Source organism: Candidatus Nitrospira bockiana, from assembly GCF_965152565.1.
The window spans coordinates 2188778-2208527 of the sequence record NZ_OZ224215.1 but is presented as its reverse complement, the minus strand read 5'-3'; the positions used below and the strand labels follow the sequence as shown (position 1 = coordinate 2208527).

The window sequence follows — 19750 nt, the reverse complement described above, 5'->3', positions numbered from 1 at the left end:
GCAATCATGAGCGACGCGGCGGCCGAGAAATTTGCAGTCCCTCCTGCTCTCCTCTCTCCGATGGTCGACCCTCGGGCGCTCGGGTTTCACGATACCAGCGACGTCACCCCGCTCGACGACACGATCGGCCAGGGCCGCGCGGTCGAAGCGCTGGAGTTCGGGCTCCGGATGCAGAGTGCGGGGTTCAACATTTATGTCTCGGGTCCGACGGGAACGGGAAAAACGTCCCTCGTCCAGGACATGGTCCGGCGTCTTGCGAAAGCTGCGAAGACACCGGTGGACTGGTGTTACGTCAACAACTTCCGAGATGCCTCGAAACCCGGCTGCCTGGCCTTCCCGCCCTCACAAGGGCGCGCGTTCAAGCATGCGATGGCGACCCTCATCCAGAGCCTCCAGCGCGATATCCCCGCGGCGTTCGAAAGCCGTGCCTACGTGGAAGCCAAGGCTCGGCATCTCGAAGAGACCGAGGCGAAGAAAAAGAAGCTGTTCAAGGAGTTGACCGAATTGGGGCGCACCCGCGGCTTCATGCTGGAAGACACGCCGATCGGCTTCACGCTCATCCCGGTGCGGAACGGCAAGCCGATGAAGGAAAAGGAATTTGCGGCGCTGTCGGAGGAAGAACGGCAGGAGTTCAACACCCGCCGCGCCCAGGTGGAAAGCGAATTCCGGGAATTTCACGTCCGGCTGCACGTGCTCGACCACGAGGCCGAACAGCGTGTCCGCGACCTGGATCAACAGGTCGTGACGACCGTGCTCGAGCGCCACATCACCCGGCTCGCCGAGACCTATCGCGACCTTCCGGACGTGCTGGACTACCTGCGGAGCGTGCGCGACGATGTGCTGGCGAACCACAAGGACTTTCTCTCCTCCGAGGTCCCGCACCTCCCCGCTCCATTGATCGAGCCCGGGGTGCGGCGGCCCGACCTCACCCGCTATCACGTGAATGTGATCGTCGAACACGCGCCGGACGCAGGGGCCCCCGTGGTCGTGGAGCCGCATCCGACCTATTCGAACCTCATCGGGAAGATGGAGCGGAAAGCCCATTTGGGCATCATCTACACCGACTTCATGGAGATCAAAGCGGGCGCGCTGCTCCAGGCCAGCGGCGGCTATCTGATCCTCAATGCCATGGACCTCCTGCGCCAACCCTTCGCGTGGGACGCCGTCAAGCGTGCGATCAAGACCCGGGAAGTCAAGATCGAGGACCCCGGTGAGTTCTACGGTCTGTCCACGGCGAGCCTCCGCCCCCAACCGATCCCGATCGACGTGAAGGTGATCCTCCTCGGCCCGCCCCAGATCTACCACCTGCTGCAGGCCTACGAGGAAGACTTCATGAAGATCTTCAAGGTGAAGGCGGACTTTGACGTCGACGTCGCGCGCGACCCCGAACAGGACGCGCGGTACGCGCGGTTCGTGTCGCGCCTGTGCCGCGATGAAGGGCTTCCGCCTTTTACCGCCGAGGCGGTCGCACGCGTCATCACCCAAGGCCTGCGACTCGCGGAGCGCCGCGACCGTCTGTCCTTGCGGCTGAGCCTCTTGAGCGACCTCATCCGGGAGGCCGGATTCTGGGCGCAACGGGCGGGACGGCCGCTCGTGGAAGCGGCCGACGTCGAGACCGCCGTCGCGAAGCGCCGTCACCGGGCGAATCTGCCGGAGGAATGGCTTCAGGACGAGATCAAGGACGGGACGTTGATCGTCGACCTGGACGGCGAGGTGATCGGCCAGGTGAACGGGCTGTCCGTGCACACGACCGGCGACTACACGTTCGGCCGGCCGTGCCGGATCACCGCCCGCACCTTCGTGGGGACGAAAGGCGTCATCGACATTCAGCGGGAAGCCGAGCTGGCGGGCCGGGTTCACAGCAAGGGTGTGATGATCCTCGCCGGCTACCTGGCCGGGAAGTTCGCGCCCGCCCATCCGTTCGCGGTCTCCGCCACGCTGACGTTCGAGCAGACGTACTCGGAGGTCGAGGGCGACAGCGCCTCCGCCGCCGAGCTGGTGGCGGTGCTGTCGAGCTTGGCGGACCTCCCCGTCCGGCAGTCTCTGGCGATCACGGGATCGGTGAACCAGCTCGGCGACATGCAGCCCATCGGCGGGGTCAACGAAAAGATCGAGGGCTTCTTCGACTCGTGCCGCGCACGCGGCCTGTCCGGCCGCCACGGCGTCGTGATCCCGGCACGGAACCTGAAGCATCTCGTGCTTCGCCGCGACGTCGTCGAAGCGGTCGAATCCGGCCGCTTCAGGATCTACGGCGTCAACACGATCGACGAGGCGGTGGAATTGCTGACGGGCGTCCCGGCGGGCGAAGCAGGGGCGGACGGGCGCTTTCCGGAGGACTCGGTCTTCGGCCGGGTGCAGCGGCGGCTGCGTGAGATGGCGGACGCGGTGGCGGCGCACCGTGAGGCCACGGTCCAGGAGGACGGCGGCCATGCCGATGTATGACTACCGTTGCCTGGACTGCGGCAAGGAGTCGCTGATCGTCTTGTCGCTGAAGGAGCACGAGAGCGGCCAGGCGAGCTGTCCCGCCTGCGGCAGCCGGCGACTGGAGCAGATGATCACCAGCTTCATTCCGCGGACGACGAAGAAGAGCTGACATGCCGCGCACGGGTCTCGCGCTGTTCCTGACCCTCGTCGCCTGCATCGGCGGCGCCCACGCGGACGGGCTCGGAGTGGACGCGTCGCCGGGGCGGTCGCTCTATGAGCAACACTGCGCCCGCTGCCACGGGGGACACGGCCGCGGCGACGGACCGCAAGCCCGGTGGCAGATGGTGGCGCCCGCCAATTTCCACTCCTCGGCCTCCCGCGCGAAATCCGACGAGCAGCTCCTCGCGGTCATCACGCATGGGGTCATCTTCAGCCCCATGCATGCCTGGGGCGACCGATTGACGCTCCGGCAGCGCCAGGAGCTGTTGGCCTACATCCGCACCCTCGCGGAATCCGGCCCATGAGCCGACCACGCGCACGGAAAGGTCTCGCGGAGGTCTGGCGCTCATCTCCCGCACGCGTTACCATGATGCGTGATGATCATCGAACCGGGCGACGCACTCTTGGTGGCCGATGTGCAGAACGACTTCCTGCCGGGAGGCGCGCTGGGTGTGTCCGGCGGGGATGAGATCGTGCCCGTCCTGCTCGAGTACATCGCGCGGTTTCATGCCAACGGGCGCCCGATCTTCGTGACCAAGGACTGGCATCCACCGAACCACTGCTCATTCACGTCACGCGGGGGCATCTGGCCGGTCCACTGCGTGGCCGGGACGCCGGGGGCGGAACATCCCCCCACGTTCACCCTCCCGACCGGATCGGTGATGACCGTGCACAAAGCCACCGACCCGGACAAGGAAGCCTATTCGGCGTTCGAGGGCACCTCCCTGGACGAGCAACTCCGCTCGGCCGGGATCCGCCGTCTGTTCGTCGGCGGCTTGGCGACGGACTATTGCGTGCTCAATACGGTGCGCGACGGCGTCCGTTTGCACTATGCGATCGTGCTCCTGCTGGACGGGATTCGCGCGGTCAATCGCCATCCCGACGACGGCGAGCGGGCCATCGCGGAGATGCAGCGATTGGGCGCCGTTCCCATCCGGCTGTCCGACCTCGCCTGATGACCATGCGCGGACGCACGAGCGTTCTCCTCACCGATCTGTACCAGCTCACCATGCTCCAGACGTATTTCGAGCGGGGGATGACCGAGACGGCTGTCTTCGAATTCTTCGTGCGAACCCTTCCGCCCCGACGAGGTTTTCTGATGGCGGCGGGGCTCGAACAGGCGTTGGACTATCTGGAGACGTTCCGGTTCGAGCCGTGGGAGCTCGACTGGCTGGCGGCCAGCGGCCGCTTCAGCGCCGCGTTCGTGGACCGCCTGGCTTCCTTACGCTTCACGGGTGACGTCGAGGCGATGCCGGAGGGGACCATCTTCTTCCCGCATGAACCGATCCTGCGGGTCGTGGCGCCGCTCCCACAAGCCCAGCTCGTCGAAACCCGACTCATCAACCTGCTGCACTTCCAGACGGTCGTTGCGTCGAAGGCCGCCCGTCTGGTGCTCGCCGTGCGGGGCGTCCCTCTGATCGATTTCGGCCTCCGGCGCGCACACGGCGCCGAAGCGGGCCTGTTGGCGGCCCGAGCGGGATACCTCGCCGGTCTCGCCGGCACCGCAACCGTCCTGGCGGGGGTCGAATTCGACATTCCCATCTATGGGACGATGGCGCACTCCTTCATTCAAGCGCACGTCGACGAGCGCACGGCGTTCGCGGCGTTTGCGCGCTCCCATCCGGACCACGTCACGCTGTTGATCGACACCTACGACACCGAGGAAGGCGCACGCACCGTCGTGGCCCTCGCTCCGCGTTTGGCCGAGCAGGGCGTCACGATCACCGGGGTCCGGCTCGACAGCGGCGACCTCGCGGACCATGCCCGCAAGGTGCGGCGGATCTTGGATGCCGGGACTCTCGCGCACGTCAAGATCATCGCCAGCGGCAACCTGGACGAAGCCAAGCTCCAGCACATCGTGGCGAGCGGAGCGCCGATCGACACCTTCGCCGTCGGCACGCATGTGACGACCTCGGCCGATGCGCCGTCACTCGACTGCGCCTACAAGCTTCAAGAGTATGCCGGACGCCCGTGTCGAAAGCGATCGGAAGGGAAAGCGACCTGGCCGGGCCGCAAGCAGGTCTACCGCGAGTACGGCGCGGACGGCCGCATCGCTCGGGACGTCCTGACCGTGATCGAGGACCGTCAGGGGGGCCAGCCTCTGCTCGAGCGGGTGATGGAAGGGGGCAAGCGGGTGGAACCGGCTCGCTCATTGCGGCGCATCCGCGAGTACGCGGCCGAGCAGCTCGCCTGCCTGCCGGAGCCGTTACAGCGCCTGGAGCCGGCTCCCCCGATCGAGGTCATCGTGTCCCCGGCGCTCAAGAACCTGGCCGCGGCCGTCGATGCCACGATGGCACGCCGGGGCGAGTAGCCGCCCGGTCGCTCGGCCTTCTCCGCCTTCACGTCGGCTCACGACGGCTCAGAATTTCCCGTTCGGCTTCGAGCCAATCATCCAGCGGTCCCCGCGTCGTCCGGTATTCATAGATCTCGTAGGCTCGCCGGGCAATCAGGACCTCCAACTCCTCCGGGTTTCGTTCCACCGCCCGCCGGGTCGCAGGCTCATGGGTTCCCTCCGGGGCCTGCCTTCCAACTCCTCCCTGCGACTTGGTCGAGCGTGCTCGACCCGACGCCTTGGGCGGCTTCTCCTCTTTCGATCGTGCCTTCCTCTCGGTCACGGCTTCACCCTTCCTTCACCTAGCCTCTTGCCTGCCCGGCCTTCTCTCCCAAGCCTGACGACCTCCATCACTTCCGCCGGCTAGCCCGCATTCTTCATGACGGTTCGTGACGAAACCGCCAAGATGCCAGGCTTGCGTGCTGAAACCCGCACCCAAGCCTGGCGCAGCGGCGTATCGGCGGTTGCAGTAGAAGCGTTCATGAATAATGCGGGCCTAGGAGGCCGGCTTCGGCGCCTTCGCTTCCTCGACCTTCTTGCGAAGCGTCTGAACCAGGTCGTCGAAGGACGAGGAACGAATCGTCCGATCGAATTGCCCGCGGTAGTTCTTGACCAGACTGACCCCGTCCGCGATCACATCGTAGACGTACCATTTCCCGGCGCGATTCAGGAGGCGATAATCGAGCGGATATTCCGCTTTTCCCGAGACGATCTTCGTGCGCACTTCCGCGTACCCGTCACTCACACGTTCGTTCAGATACTCCACCGTTTCACCGGAATAGCTTTCGATCTTGTCCGCGTAGGTGGCGGAGAGAAAGGCGGCGAAGAGCGCGACGAATTCCTTCCGCTTCGCGCAGGTGAGCTTGGGCCAGTGGGCGGCCAGCGCCCGCTTGGCCATTTCCTCGTAGTCGAATCGCCGGCCGATCACCCGCTCCAACAGTGCGCGCCGCTCGGCCAGGCGTTCCGGCTTCTTCCACGCCTCGTCGTTCAAGATGTCGATGACTTCCTCGATGGTGGAGCGGACCGTGTCGGTGGCCGTCTGGCCCGCGGCACTGATCCCCACCGTCCCGAGCAGCAGGACGGGCAGCAACACGGACACGAGCGCTCCGAGGCCGACGCCTGTGGGTGCGTTCACGGCTCGCCTTGTCCTCTGGATCATGACCAGTCCTGCACGGCCTTGAGAGACCCGAACAGCAGGTTCGGCTAGGACGGCGGACTCGACTCGGCCCCATAGTTCAGATAGGCCCGGACCAGGTCGCGCCGCGCGACGACCCCGACCAGGACGCCTTTGGCGTCCACGACCGGGACGCGGATCAAATCGCTGGCACGCAGAACATGAATCAACGTCGCGACGTCGGTTTCTGGACGGACCGAGTACGGATTCTTGGTCATGACGTCCCCCGCGGGCAGATCGCCCCATTTGTGGCCCTTCTCAAGCGAGGCCAGGAGATCATACTCGCTGATGATGCCGATCAGGTGCCGCGCCTGATCGACGATGGGCACGGCCCCGAACCCTTCGACCATCATCGAGGCGATCTTGTCCGCCCTGGTGTCGGCATAGGCATACTGCACGTCCCGTTCCATGAAACGGGCGACCGGCAGCCGGTCGAACTGAGTGTGCGCACGCGGCGATTCCTTCGATGACATGTTCCCCTCCTTCAGCCCGAGTGTTCCTGTTCAAGTGATCGAGCGGTCAGGCCACCGGATACCGCCCGGCGGCAAGGTCCTCGCAGAGACGGCCGATTCCTGCAAGCCCTTCCGCGAGCACACGGCGGGCGGCCGGTTCAGCACCGCGAGCGTGGCCGGGCGCCATGGCGACGCACGCCCGGATCAGTGCCGGCTGATCGATGCGTCGGCCGATCGCGCTCAAGAGCCACACGGTCGCCTCGCGCACGCCCTCCACGCGCTCGTGCAGCTGCGTGGCCAAGTCCCGGGCGAGAACATTATAAATCTTCCCGACATGGCTGACGGGGTTTTTTCCGGCCGCCGCCTCCAGGCTCATGGGGCGGTTGAACGGAATCACTCCCGCCACGCGATTGCCACGTCCCACTTCCCCCGAGTCTCCCTGCTCGGCCGATGTCCCGAGCAGCGAGAGATACAGGCCCGCCTCCCCATGCCCCTGCCGGTCCAGCGCGTTCAAGGTCACCTGCACGCGCCGCCATCCGCCGGGCTGCCGTCGGACTTCGGCAACCAGCGCGTGCGCGATTCGCTCCTTGAGCCGGAAGTAGGCCGCTTCCGACCGGATCGCACGGGCGAGCAACGGCATCGCGACGGTGAGGTTGATGTCGCGTCCCATCCGCAGGGCCATGATCTTGACGTCCTGCCCGGTCTCCGGGAACGCCCGTTTGAACCGCGAGCCGTTGAGAAAACGCTCCGCGTACAGGACGAGCTGTTCCGTGGCGCTCAGAGGGGCATACCCCACCCCCACCGACGTATCGTTCGCCGCCAACAGCCCGCCGGAAGCCTCGAAGATCGCCTGCAGCTCCGCAGAGCCCGGTTTCAGCTCGACTTGATAGCGGACATCGGCATCCGGATCGACGTGAGGGAGCTGCTCCTTGAACCATTGACGGGCGGCTCCGATCGCGATCTCCCCGACCGGCACCCGGTGGGCGCCGATCCCGAAGCTGGCGCGATCACCGATGATGAGCCGCATCGGCTCCACGACCCGACCGCCCCCGAACCACCGCTCGACGGTCCCCGCCACCAGCAGGCTCTTGTCGAGATTGTGGTGGAGGATTCGGCCGAAGGCGTCGCGGTACGCCTTGCTCAAGGCGACGGAGATTCGCTCCGCCACCGCGTCGCAGATCGAATCGGGATGTCCTCGTCCCTTCCGTTCAACCAACTCCACGCTCTGATCGGAAACCGGCGCCCCGTCCGATTCCTCGACCATGATGATCGTCCTGTTCATCCCGCTGGACATTCCCCCACCACGATCTCTAGCAAAGGCTCGGCCAGCCGGCTGGCAATCGTGAGGCGCCGTTTTCCCTCTAGCGGATGAGGAATATTGCTACATTGCGACCAGACCCGCCGGTCAAGATGGGGCAAGCGGGCGACGAGCTCTTATCCTCTCCTTCTGGCGGCATGAGTTCCAACAGCCCTCTCTGGTATTTGATTTGCTCAGCCACACGATCATGGCGCCCAAGGTACCCAAGACCGTGGACGCGATGCTCCGGCATACCGCGGACGGGGCCATGGTCGTCGCTGGCGGCAGCATCATCCTGTGGAATCAAGCCGCAGAACGTTTGATGGGTTTCAAGGCCGCGGAGGTGCTGGGCCGACCGTGCCGTGACGTCTTTCGCGGCCTCACGTGGTCGGGCGCCCGCCTGTGCTCGGCATCCTGCGAGGTGGCCGCACGCACGCGATCGGGCTGTCCACTCGCGCAGTTCGACATGCAGACGCGGACCAAGTCCGGTCGGCCGCTGCTGATCAACGTCACTTCCCTATCGCTCCCGGCGGGACGCGGGCGCTGCATCGCCGTCCATCTCTTCCGGGACTGCACACGCGATGCCCGCGCCCGCCGGCTGGTCGATCAACTGCGGGGTTGTCTCGAGTACCGTGCCGAGCCGTTGGCCGTGCCGGCCGGCGTGGCCACCCGCGCACCTCGTTGCGTGCAGGACCGGGTCTCGGTCTTGAGCCGGCGAGAACGAGAAATTCTCGACCTTCTCGGCACCGGTCTCCCCGCACCGGCCATTGCCGATCGTCTTTGCATCAGCCCGGCAACGCTTCGCAATCACATCCAGCATATCCTGGCGAAGCTGGGAGCCCACAGCCGGCTGCAGGCCCTCGCGCTGGCCTACCATCCCGGCCCCTGAGCGTGCCGGGCCATCCCCGGCCTCGATCCACGTCGCTCCATGAGGCAATGATCTCACTCCACAAATGATGCCGGCGGCTCATTGCCGAACGGAGGCCGGCCGAGTATTCTCGAATCGTTAGCGCTTCGTCCGGTTCCCGCCGCATTGAGAAAGGAGGGCAACATGGGACGGACAGGGAACCATAGGCCGCTGTTTGCCGCATGGCTCATCATCGTCGCCATGACACTGGTGCCGATGGCCGTCCATGCGTCCGAAACGTGGATCGACGACATCACCGCCTTGGTGAACGATCACCGCGAGCTGATGAGGTCCGAAGCACGCGAGGGTGCCTACAATGACTATCTCGGGCAGCTCAACATCGTCCGCATGGCCTTTGCGAGCGGCAATCGCGAGGCCACCTATGTGGCGATGAATCGGTTCATGGACATGCTCGAGCGCGACCCCAAGGGGGCGGGCATCCCGACGTGGTCGGCCAAATCCATTTTCGACTTCTGCGGAAAGGTGACGCCGCCCGAATACCATGACGCGGCCCGCCATACCGAGCTGTCGAAGGGGGGATTCGATTACTGGGCCGACAATGTCTATGACCCCGGCGCCGGCGGCTGATCGGCTTCCGGCAAATCAGATGGGGTCTCGGTTAGTGAAATCGAAGAAGACGGGAACCGGACGAAGCTTCCTTTCAGACCGCCGCTCATCCTCGAGACCGCTGGACGGCTGCACCTCGGCACATCCCTTGCGACACCTCGGAGCATGGATCTCCTACGGCTTCAGCCGTCAGAGGCGTTGGCCGCCCTGGAGACGTCGGCGGCGGAAGGCCTGAGCCAAGAAGAGGCGGAGCGCCGCCTCGCCCGCGAGGGGCCCAACACGTTGGTCGGTCCCCCGCAGGCTTCCCTCGCGGCCAAGCTCCTGGAGCAATGTACGCATTTTCTTGCGCTGCTCCTGTGGCTTGCCGCCGTGCTGGCGTTCCTCGCCGAAGTGCTCCGACCCGGGGAAGGGATGGCGACGCTCGGCTGGACAATCGTCGGCGTCATCGCCGTCAATGCGGTCTTCAGCTTCGTCCAGGAATACAAGGCCGAGCGCGCGCTCTCGGCGTTGCGCCGCCTCCTCCCGCACCAGGCCTGGGTCATCAGGAGCGGCCGGATGCAACAGGTCGCGCGCGACGTGCTCGTGCCCGGCGATCTCCTACTCCTGGAAGAAGGCGAACAGGTCCCCGCCGACGCCCGCCTGATCTCGGCCACCGGCCTGCGGATCGATCTCTCGGCCTTGACCGGAGAAGCCATCCCCAAGCGGCGAAGTCTTGAGCCGGGCGAAGGGGCCACGGTCCTCGAACAGTCCCACCTGGTGTTCGCCGGGACCACGGTCGTCTCGGGCCGCGGTCGCGCCCTCGTTTATGCGACGGGCATGAGGACCGAATTCGGCAAGATTGCGGGCTTGACCACCGGGGTGGCACGGACCCTGAGCCCGCTTCAACGGGAAATCGCCCACGTCACCCACGTCATCGCCGCACTCTCGCTCGCCATGGGACTCGCGTTTTTCACGATCGGGATCTGGGTCGGGCTGGGGTTCTGGGCCAGTTCGGTTCTCGCCGTCGGCATGCTCGTCGCCAATGTCCCCGAAGGCCTCCTTCCAACCGTGACACTCGCGCTGGCGATCGGCAGTCAGCGCATGGCCCAACGGCGCGCCTTGATCAAGCACCTGACGTCGGTGGAAACGTTGGGGGCGGCCACCGTGATCTGCACGGACAAGACCGGGACGCTGACCGAAAATCGCATGCGTCTCGAACGACTGTACGTGAACCGGGTGGAGGTGGAAGCACGGGACGGGCTGCTCCGTGTACGGGGCCGAACGCCGAGCACGGTTAAACCGGAGGAAGTTGCTCCCTTGGTCGAGGCCATGATCCATTGCAACAATGCCAAACGCATCCGCCGTCCCGACGGGCGTCTCACCGTCCTCGGTGACCCGACGGAGGCCGCGCTGGTCGAATTTGCGATGGAGCACGGGTTGTTTCGCGGCGAGCCGAGCCCCAGGTTGAAGGAGTTGCCGTTCGATGCGGACCGCAAGCGCATGAGCACGCTCCACTGGCGGGAAGGAGGACTCGTCGCCTATGTCAAAGGCGCGCCCGAGACCGTCCTCCCGCTGTGCCGACGCGTCCGATCTATGGGAAGAGCGAAGTCCTGACCGAGGACGAACGGCGGAGTATCGTGACGCAGAGCCATGGATTTGCCGGCCAGGCCTTGCGCGTGCTCGCGGTGGCATTCAGAAGGATCACGGGCGCCCCCGACACACTGGAAGTCGAGACGATCGAAGAGGACCTGACGTTCCTTGGCCTCGTCGGCCTGATGGATCCGCCGCATCGCGAGGTCCCGGAGGCGATCGCCCGGTGCCGGCAGGCCGGGATCCGCGTGATCATGATCACCGGGGACCATCCCTTGACGGCCCTGGCCGTCGCGAGGATGATCGGGCTCGCACCGCCGTCGACGGAGGACCTTCCCCCGGCCTCACCAGCGGTCATCGAGGGCAGGCAGTTGGATCGGCTCGAGGACGATGAGCTCCGGCGTCTCCTGACCCCTTCTCGGCCTGGAGAAGCGGAGCCGATCTTCGCCCGCATGGCGCCGGCGCACAAAATGCGGATCGTGTCGATGCTCAAGGACATGGGGGACGTCGTCGCCGTCACGGGGGACGGCGTGAACGATGCGCCGGCGTTGAAGAAGGCGGACATCGGCATCGCCATGGGACTCGCCGGGACGGACGTGGCCCGAGAAACCGCCGATATGATCCTGCTCGACGATAATTTCGCCACCATCGTGAACGCGATCGAGGAAGGTCGTACGGTCTACGCCAACATCCGCAAGTTCGTAACCTACGTGTTGTCCAGCAACGTCCCCGAAATCGTCCCCTACCTGGCGTATGGGCTGCTGGCCATCCCTCTCCCGCTGACGATCCCGCAGATCCTGGCGGTCGATCTGGGCACCGATATGCTGCCCGCACTGGCCTTGGGCGCGGAGCCCTCTGATCCGAAGACGATGCACCGTCCCCCGCGTGCGCGGCGGGAACGGCTCTTGAACGGGGCGCTGCTGAGCCGGGCCTACGGCTTCTTGGGGCTCATCGAAGCGGGCGTGGCAATGACCGCCTTTTTCTGGTTTCTTCACGCCCGCGGGTGGACCTGGGGAACCCCGCTGGCCTCGTCCGAACCGCTGTACCGCGAGGCGACGACCGTAACCTTCGCGGCGATCGTCGTCGCTCAAGTCGCCAACGTGTTTGCCTGTCGGTCGGAGCAAACGTCCACGTTCAGCGCGGGGCTCTTCAGTAACCGGTGGGTGCTGGCGGGAATTGCGGCGGAGCTCGCCCTCCTGGCCGCGCTGATCTACACCCCGCGGGGCGGTGGGTCTTCGGGACAGCGGCCGTCCCTGCATGGGTCTGGCCGGCCCTTGCCCTGGGAGCAGTGCTCCTGTTCGTTGCCGAGGAGATCCGGAAGGCGATCGTCAGGCAGGCGTCCCCATGACCCCGGACATTGCCGACCGGGAAGACGGTCCCCGGTCCGACCACGCGGCCGTCAGCGGTCCGAGGAGCCCGTTGCGGCACCTTGTTGGTGATCGCCGTCCGTCCAGCGGAGCAAGGCCACGCTCTCGCGTCCTTCGACGACGGTGGCACGCGCCTGCACATCCGCCCGGCCATCCCGCTTGCCGATCATGACATACCGGCCCGGCTTGAGGTCGACGAAGAGCCACGGCCCGGTCACGTGCTCGGCGGGAATGCTCGCCACCGCCTCACCCCGATCGTTCTGAATGATCACACCGACCCGGGTCAGGTACTCTCTCTCGCCGGCCACGAACACGACCTTCAATGAAAACGGCGGGTAGACCGCCTGACGCTCCTCGAGGCCGACCCCGGCGCTGAAATACCGCACCGCCCCGGCGCGATGGAGCGGAATCGTCGTGGTCTCCTTTCGGCCGCCGCCGGTCTGCGCATAGTCGATCTCGACCGCATCCCCGCTCGGGGTGATCTTGGCGACCGGCGAAGCGGCACCGGCAAGCGATCGCTCCGAAACCAGAAGACCAAGCATCAACAGCGCCAATCCCGCGATTCGTCGCATACGCACCGCCCACCTCCTTTTTCAGCTTGGACACACCGGTCGACTGCCTCGGCTCGCTCTCGCTATGGCGGGCGGATCTCCCGGTCCCTCCAAGCCGCGACGCCCGTGGTCCTGCGCCACCGTTTCCGGACGGCCTGATTTGACGAATTGCCGACCGATGGATCCACTCTCCTCAGTCCTACGTCATTATACCAACCTCTCCATCCGAGCGGAGCAGGGTGAGCAGGACGATTGGGACGAGGGGGGAACGGGCGCGATCGCTCCTTCACGGCCTGGTGCGCCTTGGACCTCCGTCGGATTGCATACGACGAAGCGTCCACGTAGGTTGTCGAAGAATCGCCCGGGTCTCGAGCCGACGACACCAGCAGGCTGAGAATCGTTTCCTTAAGGAATTACGGGAGACTTCATATTCAGCTTGGATCACGTTATAAATAGCCCGCCTGATTCCTCTTCCTCGAGAGGACGAGGCGAGAATTCAGGAGGACTCCGGCCATGTCATCTCACCCGGTTAGATCCCCCGGCCGCCCGCATCTTCGTTTGGCTTTCACCCGCAGCCACGACTCACCAGGACTCGGCATCATCATCCTCACCCCCGGCTTGGAAATGGTCTACATGAACCATGAAGCCAGGGAATTGTCCGAGCGCATGAACAAGCAACGCGGTGGACAGCGGGCCCGTGGCGTGATCCCCAGAGAGATCATCAGGCTCGGCACCGAGCTCTCCAAGCTCCTGCTCGGCCAGAGCTTGCAAAAGGACTTGGAACAGGTGCAGCTCTCACGCCTTTCGGAGCACAGGTCGTCGCCGGTTCGCCTTCGCGGCTACTGCATTCCGAACACCGACGACATTCGGCAGTCGCGGCTGCTCATCCTGATCGACGAAGTCGTGTCTTCGTTGGCGCCCCCGCTGCACACGGCCAAGGACCGCTTCAACCTGACCGATCGGGAACAGTCCATCATTGCTCCACTGTTTCGCGGCTTGACCAACAAGCAGATCGCGGAGGAGCTGGGCATTACGGATAAGACCGTCAAACAGCATATCCGTCAAATCATGCAGAAGACCAAATCGCCCACCCGCACGGCGATCCTCGGCAACATTCTGACGCCCACCATGCCGCCAATCGGGCCCCCGAGACATGAAAAGCCGATGTTGTGATCCGTCGGGTCTTATTCATTTTCATCGTGGGAGAAGAGCCGCGGGCGTTTTCCAGCCATGCCGATCGTGACTATTTCGTACCTGGGCTGGACGGAATCGGAGGGCGGGACGGGGATCCGCCGGGGACGGATCCGCGTTCGGCTCGAGCTCGACGGACGCCCGCAGGGCGACTATGAAACCGAGGTGACGCTCCTGGACACGCCACGAGGTCGACAGATCGACGTGCATCCGCTCATCGGATTTCAGGGACCGTGGGACCAAGCGGCCTTTGCCGATCATACCAGACGATATGTCGAGGAAGTCCTCGACATGCTCGAGACGCCGCCGGATTATCGCATCACGATCTCCGTACCACGGGAGCGCGGGCATGCCACGTCCCGGTTCAAACCCGACCCGTTTTGGTAAGCGCCTAAGGCGGCCCTTCGAAAGTAGTACTTCAATGCTTCATTTGAAGGGTTGATTCGGAAGGTCTTGATGCGACATGTAGGTAGGACTTCGTCCTACGGGCCGGCTGGACCATCACGGACCCGTTGCCTGTCCGGCAGTGACCAGCGTGACGAAGATGGCAACGCTCGTTTTCGATGGGAGGCGCTATGAAAAGCCGATGGTCTCCTCAAGAAGCCACAGGGCTTGAAGGCCCCGACCTCTTGGTGTACGCCACCCAACTGATCGGAGCCGATTCCGATCTCGTCCTGTGGGGAGGCGGCAACTCCTCCCTCAAGATGACCGCCCCCGACCACACCGGACGGCCTACCCGGATTCTCTGGATCAAAGGCAGCGGATCGGACATGCGGACCATCACTCCCAAGCAATTGACGCCGCTTCGGCTCGACGACCTGCTGCTCCTCCAAGACCGAGAGGCCATGACGGATGAGGAGATGGTGGCCTATCAGTTGAAATGTTCATTACAGCCCGGCGCGCCCAACCCGTCGATCGAGACGCTGCTTCATGCCTTCATCCCAGCCCCGCATGTCTACCATACCCACGCGGATGCCATTTGCGCGCTGACCGACGTGCGCGATACGGAGGCGACGATCGAACGAGTCTTCGGCAACGACGTCGCGGTCGTGCCGTACGTGCGGCCTGGATTTACGCTGGCCAAAATGGTGGGCGCCGCCCTCCGTGAACGCCCCGGACTCAAGGCCTTGATTTTAGACAAGCATGGGCTCGTCACCTGGGGGGACACGCCGCAGGAGGCGTACCAGGAGACGGTTCACACGGTCGAGAAAGCCGAACGGTTCATCGAACACATGACCAAGCGGCACGCCTGGCCGGTCGGGCACGCCCCCTCCCTGTCCACGCGCGATCGCCGGCGCATCGCCGCCGACGTCGCGCTCGCCCTCCGCGGGGCCGTCAGCCGGCCCGCCCGAAAGGTGTTGAGTTACGACGCGAGCGCCGAGGTCCTCCATTTCCTCGAGGGCAAGTTGGCCAAGGAGCTCTCTCAAGTCGGTCCCTTCACCCCCGATCATATTCTCCACACGAAGGCCAAGCCGCTGTTTCTCGATGTACCGCAGAGCGAGACTCCGGCGGCCATCGACCAGACGGTGCAGAAGGCGGTCCAGGCGTATCGGGACGACTACGTGCAGTCCTTCGAACGGTACAAGGCGCCCGGCATGTCGATGCAGGATCCCAACCCCCGGGTGATCCTGATCCCGGGTGTCGGGATGTTCACGTCCGGAAAGGACCGCCGCGCCTGCCGAATCGCGCACGATCTCTACGTGCATACCATACGGGTGGTCATGGCCACCTCGTCCTTCGACCGCTATACGACGCTCTCGCCGAAGGACAAATTTGAATTTGAATATTGGCCGATGGAACTGCACAAGCTGTCGCTGTTGCCGCCGGAGAAAGAGCTGTCTCGACGCATCGCGCTCGTCACCGGTGCAGCCGGCGCGTTGGGCCGCGCCATCGCCGCTCACCTGGTGAGCGCCGGCGCGTCCGTGATCCTGACGGACATCGACCACGACAAAGTGCAGGCGTTGAGCGCCGAGCTGAACGCGAAGGCCGGCGAAGAGAACACGACGGCGGTGGCCATGGACGTCACGAAGGAGTCGAGCGTCGAGGAGGCGTTCGAAAAGGCGCTCCTGGCCTACGGCGGTCTCGACATCGTCGTCTCCAATGCCGGCATCGCACGCGGCGGCGCGGTCGAGCACCTGTCGCTCGAGGACTGGAACCGGTCGTTGGCCGTGAATGCGACCGGGCATTTTCTCGTTTGCCGCCGTGCCATGAAAGCCTTCCGGGCGCAGAACCTGGGGGGCAATATCGTCGTTGTCGCGACGAAGAATGTGCTTGCCCCCGGAAAGGAGTTCGGAGCATATTCAGCGTCGAAGGCCGCGCAAGCGCAGCTCGCCCGCATCCTCGCCTTGGAAGGGGCGGATATCGGGGTGCGTGTCAACATGGTGAACCCCGACGGCATCCTCGAAGGATCGGGCATCTGGTCCAAAGAGGTGCGGGAAGCGCGTGCCCATGCCTACGGCATCCAGGTGGACAAGCTCGAAGACTATTGCGCGTCACGCAACCTGTTGCACGTCAAGGTGACGGCGGAGGACGTCGCGCAAGCGGTCCTGTTCCTGGCGTCCGACCGCAGCGCAAAGACGACCGGCAGCATGATCCCGGTGGACGGAGGGGTGCGGGAAGCGTTTCCGCGGTGATACCGTCCATGACCCCTCAAGCACAACTGCAAAGCCGGACATCTGGCAAACACACCGCTCTCCCGTATCACACGGTCCTGTTGGCACTGCTGCTGTTGATCGCCACGGCTTGTACCACGACCCAACGGTCTGACAGCTTTCCGCCGGAAGTGAAGCAGAACCTGCTGGCACAAGACGAGCTACGAGTCGGGCACGCAGCGTTTCGAGAGGGTGCCTACGACCGAGCCATTCCAGCGTTTATCGGTGTGACCGAACAGTATCCGGACACCCCGTTCGCCGAGGAGGCACGATGGATGCTCGCGAGGAGCTATGAGGCCGATCGACAATATGATCGCGCACTCACTGAGTTCAAGCGATTCCGAGCTTCATACCCCCAGAATCCCAACGCCGATGAAGCGGTGGAAAAAATAAAACTGCTCGCGGAACACGTCCGTGCTGCCCCCGCCACGCTCGTCAAGCCCGCACCCGAGGAGTATCGAATTGGCAAAGAGGACGAGTTGTCGATTTCGGTATACGGTGACAAAGAACTCGTCAGCACACAATCCGTCCGACCCGACGGCCGGGTCGCGTTCCCATTGCTAGGAGAGTTGGAAGCTGTCGGCCACACGCCCGAAAACCTGCGCATACGTATCACCGATGGCCTTTCGAAATATCTCCGCAATCCACGTGTTACCGTGGTCGTGACCCGGTTCACGAACAAACCTGTCTTCGTTCTCGGCGAGGTAAAGAAGCCGGGGTTGATCCGACTGAATGCCAACGGTCGCTTGCTTGAGGCCATTTCACGGGCGGAAGGCCTGACCGATCTCGCCGATCTTCGCGGGGCGGTCTTGATCCGAGACGGCGAAGTCGTTCCCGTAAGCTTCCACAAACTTCTCCGTCAAGGTGATTTTACCCAGAATGTCGTCCTCATGAACGATGACGCGGTCTTCATCCCCAACGCCGCCAACAAAAAGGTATTCGTCCTAGGGGAGGTTCAACGTCCGACCGTGATCGCTCTGAGAACGGACATCAACCTGATCGAGGCCATCGCGTCGGCAGGCGGCTTTACACGTGATGCCGTCTCCGACGAAGTCGTCATCCTTCGAGGCGGCTTAGGAGACCCCAAAGCGATCAAGGTCGACCCTCGTGAAATTACGGGCAAGGCTAACTCGGCGAACAACATGACGCTGCAGCCGAACGATATCGTCTTCGTCCCGAAGACGAAGCTGGCCACGGTCGAGCGGTACGTCGAGTTGGTGACCAAACTGGCCCAGACGGCGTTCTTCACGGAATTCTCCATCGCCCTTTATCCGAACGTCAGAGATGTCTTCTTGGGCAAAGACGCCCCGCAACCGATTACGGTCATCCAGACGCCTCCAGTCACCCGATAAGGAGGGCCTGAGCCGCCCGCACACAGTGGCACGGCTGGGGCTTACGGACGAAGGAACTCAACAGGACGGAAAGATGGGGATGACCAAGAAACGACCGCAGCCGGGCCTGCATCCCGCCGTCGTGAGAGACTATGAAACGCTGGTGAGCAGCCTACAGCTTGCCGCGTCGACGATGCCGCTGAAATCTCTCCTGGTCACGAGCACGCAGCCGGGAGAAGGCAAAACGACCGTCACGGTCAACTTAGCCTGCGCCCTGAGCTTGGCCGGGAAAAAAGTCTTGGTGGTAGACGCCGACCTCCGGAAGCCTCGCCTGCACGAGCACCTCCGATGCAGCCGGGCGCCCGGCCTAGCCGAGATTCTTCAAGGGGATGAAGGAATCGACAAGGCGATTCAGACCGTTACGGTGGCATCAGGTACCGGCGAGCGGACCTTCACACTTGACTTCATTCCGAGTGGAAAGGCCGTGAGGAATCTCTTCCGGCTGCTCTCCGACCTGAAGCTGAAGACCGACCTCGCCTTCCTCCGTAATACGTATGACGTCGTGCTCCTCGATACCCCCCCAGCCTTGGCCGTCAACGACGTGCTCGTATTAGCCCCCGGCGTGGACGGCATTCTCTTCGTGTTGGCATGTGGGCTCGTCAAGGAAAGGGACGCGCAGATCGCCAAGGAACGGATCGAGCGCGCGGGTGGACGCTTACTCGGCGTCGTCATCAACCGGTTCCGTGAAGGTCTTCATGGAGAAGGCTTTCATCCCTATCGCGACTATTACGAAGACACGGTGCCATAACAGGGCACACGGTGTGCCCCCGTCCAGCCACACTGCTCCAGCAAAGGGGTTGAGTCATGAACTCCCTCAAGCAATTCGCACGTCGATTTGTGCCGCCGACCCTCTCACTCAAGCAATATGCGGTGAATTCGACGCACGACATGTTGCAGTTCCTGGCCCTACATCGAGACCCACTGATCCCTCCGACGCGGTTGATGTTCGACGGCCCGCCGTCAATTCAAGCCTACAAAGAGAACGGCCGGGAGTACTTAGAGTATTTCGTGAATCTCTGCGGCCTCAAACCCAACGAGGCAATTCTAGACGTAGGCTGCGGGATTGGACGTAAGGCGGTGGCTTTGACGGGATATCTCCAACACGGCAGTTACGAGGGCTTCGACACCTGCAGCACCGGCATCAAATGGTGCAGGACGGCCATCCAAAGTCGCTATCCCCATTTCCGGTTCGACCTTTCTGACGTTTACAACGAATGCTACAACCCACGTGGTCAACTCCAGGCATCCCAGTATCGTTTCCCATATGAAGACAGTCGGTTCGATTTTGCAATCGCCACATCGCTCTTCACACATTTGCTCCCAGAAGCTTTCGAGAACTACATCGCCGAAATCGCCCGCACACTCAGAGTCGGGGGCCGATGCCTGCTCACGTTTCTTCTGCTCAACGAGGAATCCGAGGCCCTGCTCCTCAAGGGAGCCAGCAGCCTTCCGCTGAGCCACGACCGTGGACATTATCGCATCAACAGTCTCGTGCATCCCGAAGCTGCGGTGGGATATCAGGAAGGATACGTCTTCGACGTCTGCCGGAACGCGGGCCTGGAGATGAGGCGTCCGGTCTATTACGGCGGCTGGTGCGGCCGCGACGTCTTCATGAGCTATCAGGACATCGCCGTCGCGACGAAACGGTGAGGCATGTG

General features: G+C 63.9%; 20 protein-coding genes. 15 read left to right on the top strand and 5 right to left on the bottom strand.

All coding sequences use genetic code 11. The annotated features are described in order from the left end of the window. The first annotated feature begins 6 nt into the window (after positions 1 to 6). The 5 genes from ACWHYV_RS10780 (at position 7) to ACWHYV_RS10760 (ending at position 4954) form a co-directional block, all read left to right on the top strand. Positions 7 to 2442: an AAA family ATPase gene (locus tag ACWHYV_RS10780; RefSeq protein ID WP_447980644.1), complete on the top strand. Its 2436-nt coding sequence runs from the start codon at positions 7 to 9 to the stop codon at positions 2440 to 2442. After that, on the top strand, positions 2429 to 2593 hold the full coding sequence (locus ACWHYV_RS10775) for an FmdB family zinc ribbon protein (RefSeq protein WP_447980643.1): 165 nt from the start codon (positions 2429 to 2431) through the stop codon (positions 2591 to 2593). Before ACWHYV_RS10780 ends, ACWHYV_RS10775 begins: the two co-directional genes overlap by 14 nt. Before the next feature lies 1 nt (position 2594). Next, positions 2595 to 2948, top strand: coding sequence for a c-type cytochrome (locus ACWHYV_RS10770; protein ID WP_447980642.1), 354 nt, complete (start codon positions 2595 to 2597; stop codon positions 2946 to 2948). Positions 2949 to 3020: 72 nt separating this feature from the next. After that, positions 3021 to 3599: an isochorismatase family protein gene (locus tag ACWHYV_RS10765; RefSeq protein WP_447980641.1), complete on the top strand. Its 579-nt coding sequence runs from the start codon at positions 3021 to 3023 to the stop codon at positions 3597 to 3599. A gap of 5 nt (positions 3600 to 3604) precedes the next feature. Then, positions 3605 to 4954 (top strand): nicotinate phosphoribosyltransferase, encoded by a 1350-nt coding sequence (locus tag ACWHYV_RS10760; protein WP_447980640.1) that lies wholly within the window; start codon positions 3605 to 3607, stop codon positions 4952 to 4954. 28 nt (positions 4955 to 4982) lie between these two features. Here ACWHYV_RS10760 and ACWHYV_RS10755 read toward each other — a convergent pair whose 3' ends face one another. The 4 genes from ACWHYV_RS10755 to ACWHYV_RS10740 form a co-directional block, all read right to left on the bottom strand. After that, positions 4983 to 5258: a hypothetical protein gene (locus tag ACWHYV_RS10755; protein ID WP_447980639.1), complete on the bottom strand. Its 276-nt coding sequence runs from the start codon at positions 5256 to 5258 to the stop codon at positions 4983 to 4985. Between the two features lie 213 nt (positions 5259 to 5471). Then, on the bottom strand, positions 5472 to 6110 hold the full coding sequence (locus tag ACWHYV_RS10750) for an MlaC/ttg2D family ABC transporter substrate-binding protein (protein ID WP_447980638.1): 639 nt from the start codon (positions 6108 to 6110) through the stop codon (positions 5472 to 5474). Positions 6111 to 6178: 68 nt separating this feature from the next. Continuing rightward, complete coding sequence (locus ACWHYV_RS10745) at positions 6179 to 6622, bottom strand: CBS domain-containing protein (RefSeq protein ID WP_447980637.1); 444 nt, start codon at positions 6620 to 6622, stop codon at positions 6179 to 6181. Positions 6623 to 6668: 46 nt separating this feature from the next. Continuing rightward, positions 6669 to 7883, bottom strand: coding sequence for a methionine adenosyltransferase (locus ACWHYV_RS10740; protein ID WP_447980636.1), 1215 nt, complete (start codon positions 7881 to 7883; stop codon positions 6669 to 6671). Between the two features lie 223 nt (positions 7884 to 8106). On the opposite strand from ACWHYV_RS10740, the gene ACWHYV_RS10735 reads away from it, so the two are divergent. From ACWHYV_RS10735 to ACWHYV_RS10720, 4 genes are all read left to right on the top strand, one after another. Continuing rightward, complete coding sequence (locus ACWHYV_RS10735; RefSeq protein WP_447980635.1) at positions 8107 to 8787, top strand: LuxR C-terminal-related transcriptional regulator; 681 nt, start codon at positions 8107 to 8109, stop codon at positions 8785 to 8787. A gap of 162 nt (positions 8788 to 8949) precedes the next feature. Continuing rightward, positions 8950 to 9393 carry a hypothetical protein gene (locus ACWHYV_RS10730; RefSeq protein WP_447980634.1) on the top strand — a complete coding sequence of 148 codons (444 nt, stop codon included), beginning with the start codon at positions 8950 to 8952 and terminating at the stop codon, positions 9391 to 9393. 144 nt (positions 9394 to 9537) lie between these two features. Next, positions 9538 to 10965, top strand: a complete 1428-nt coding sequence (locus ACWHYV_RS10725) for a cation-translocating P-type ATPase (protein WP_447980633.1) — start codon at positions 9538 to 9540, stop codon at positions 10963 to 10965. Then, the gene (locus ACWHYV_RS10720) at positions 10926 to 12380 is read left to right on the top strand and encodes a cation-translocating P-type ATPase (RefSeq protein WP_447980632.1); all 1455 of its coding nucleotides are present in this window, start codon (positions 10926 to 10928) and stop codon (positions 12378 to 12380) included. The genes ACWHYV_RS10725 and ACWHYV_RS10720 overlap by 40 nt, the downstream gene beginning before the upstream one ends. Here the strand turns inward: ACWHYV_RS10720 and ACWHYV_RS10715 are convergent. Next, complete coding sequence (locus tag ACWHYV_RS10715; protein WP_447980631.1) at positions 12341 to 12886, bottom strand: hypothetical protein; 546 nt, start codon at positions 12884 to 12886, stop codon at positions 12341 to 12343. The two genes, ACWHYV_RS10720 and ACWHYV_RS10715, sit on opposite strands and share 40 nt — an antisense overlap. Before the next feature lie 486 nt (positions 12887 to 13372). On the opposite strand from ACWHYV_RS10715, the gene ACWHYV_RS10710 reads away from it, so the two are divergent. The 6 genes from ACWHYV_RS10710 (at position 13373) to ACWHYV_RS10685 (ending at position 19742) form a co-directional block, all read left to right on the top strand. Next, on the top strand, positions 13373 to 14032 hold the full coding sequence (locus ACWHYV_RS10710; protein ID WP_447980630.1) for a helix-turn-helix transcriptional regulator: 660 nt from the start codon (positions 13373 to 13375) through the stop codon (positions 14030 to 14032). Between the two features lie 57 nt (positions 14033 to 14089). After that, positions 14090 to 14437: a hypothetical protein gene (locus tag ACWHYV_RS10705; protein ID WP_447980629.1), complete on the top strand. Its 348-nt coding sequence runs from the start codon at positions 14090 to 14092 to the stop codon at positions 14435 to 14437. Positions 14438 to 14625: 188 nt separating this feature from the next. Beyond that, positions 14626 to 16683 (top strand): bifunctional rhamnulose-1-phosphate aldolase/short-chain dehydrogenase, encoded by a 2058-nt coding sequence (gene rhaD / locus ACWHYV_RS10700; protein ID WP_447980628.1) that lies wholly within the window; start codon positions 14626 to 14628, stop codon positions 16681 to 16683. Between the two features lie 8 nt (positions 16684 to 16691). Continuing rightward, complete coding sequence (locus tag ACWHYV_RS10695; RefSeq protein WP_447980627.1) at positions 16692 to 18053, top strand: polysaccharide biosynthesis/export family protein; 1362 nt, start codon at positions 16692 to 16694, stop codon at positions 18051 to 18053. 73 nt (positions 18054 to 18126) lie between these two features. Continuing rightward, entirely contained in the window at positions 18127 to 18840 is a 714-nt protein-coding gene (locus tag ACWHYV_RS10690; RefSeq protein WP_447980626.1) for a CpsD/CapB family tyrosine-protein kinase, read from the top strand. A gap of 56 nt (positions 18841 to 18896) precedes the next feature. Next, entirely contained in the window at positions 18897 to 19742 is an 846-nt protein-coding gene (locus tag ACWHYV_RS10685) for a class I SAM-dependent methyltransferase (RefSeq protein ID WP_447980625.1), read from the top strand. The last annotated feature ends 8 nt before the right edge of the window (positions 19743 to 19750 follow it).

Bases quoted from the DNA above. Each gene is read 5' to 3' on its own strand.
- ACWHYV_RS10690 (WP_447980626.1), top strand. From the start codon at position 18,127: ATGGGGATGACCAAGAAACGACCGCAGCCGGGCCTGCATCCCGCCGTC.
- ACWHYV_RS10725 (WP_447980633.1), top strand. From the start codon at position 9,538: ATGGATCTCCTACGGCTTCAGCCGTCAGAGGCGTTGGCCGCCCTGGAG.
- ACWHYV_RS10770 (WP_447980642.1), top strand. From the start codon at position 2,595: ATGCCGCGCACGGGTCTCGCGCTGTTCCTGACCCTCGTCGCCTGCATC.
- ACWHYV_RS10760 (WP_447980640.1), top strand. From the start codon at position 3,605: ATGCGCGGACGCACGAGCGTTCTCCTCACCGATCTGTACCAGCTCACC.
- ACWHYV_RS10740 (WP_447980636.1), bottom strand. From the start codon at position 7,883: ATGAACAGGACGATCATCATGGTCGAGGAATCGGACGGGGCGCCGGTT.
- ACWHYV_RS10695 (WP_447980627.1), top strand. From the start codon at position 16,692: ATGACCCCTCAAGCACAACTGCAAAGCCGGACATCTGGCAAACACACC.
- rhaD (WP_447980628.1), top strand. From the start codon at position 14,626: ATGAAAAGCCGATGGTCTCCTCAAGAAGCCACAGGGCTTGAAGGCCCC.
- ACWHYV_RS10775 (WP_447980643.1), top strand. From the start codon at position 2,429: ATGCCGATGTATGACTACCGTTGCCTGGACTGCGGCAAGGAGTCGCTG.
- ACWHYV_RS10730 (WP_447980634.1), top strand. From the start codon at position 8,950: ATGGGACGGACAGGGAACCATAGGCCGCTGTTTGCCGCATGGCTCATC.
- ACWHYV_RS10735 (WP_447980635.1), top strand. From the start codon at position 8,107: ATGGCGCCCAAGGTACCCAAGACCGTGGACGCGATGCTCCGGCATACC.
- ACWHYV_RS10765 (WP_447980641.1), top strand. From the start codon at position 3,021: ATGATCATCGAACCGGGCGACGCACTCTTGGTGGCCGATGTGCAGAAC.
- ACWHYV_RS10705 (WP_447980629.1), top strand. From the start codon at position 14,090: ATGCCGATCGTGACTATTTCGTACCTGGGCTGGACGGAATCGGAGGGC.
- ACWHYV_RS10710 (WP_447980630.1), top strand. From the start codon at position 13,373: ATGTCATCTCACCCGGTTAGATCCCCCGGCCGCCCGCATCTTCGTTTG.
- ACWHYV_RS10745 (WP_447980637.1), bottom strand. From the start codon at position 6,622: ATGTCATCGAAGGAATCGCCGCGTGCGCACACTCAGTTCGACCGGCTG.
- ACWHYV_RS10685 (WP_447980625.1), top strand. From the start codon at position 18,897: ATGAACTCCCTCAAGCAATTCGCACGTCGATTTGTGCCGCCGACCCTC.
- ACWHYV_RS10780 (WP_447980644.1), top strand. From the start codon at position 7: ATGAGCGACGCGGCGGCCGAGAAATTTGCAGTCCCTCCTGCTCTCCTC.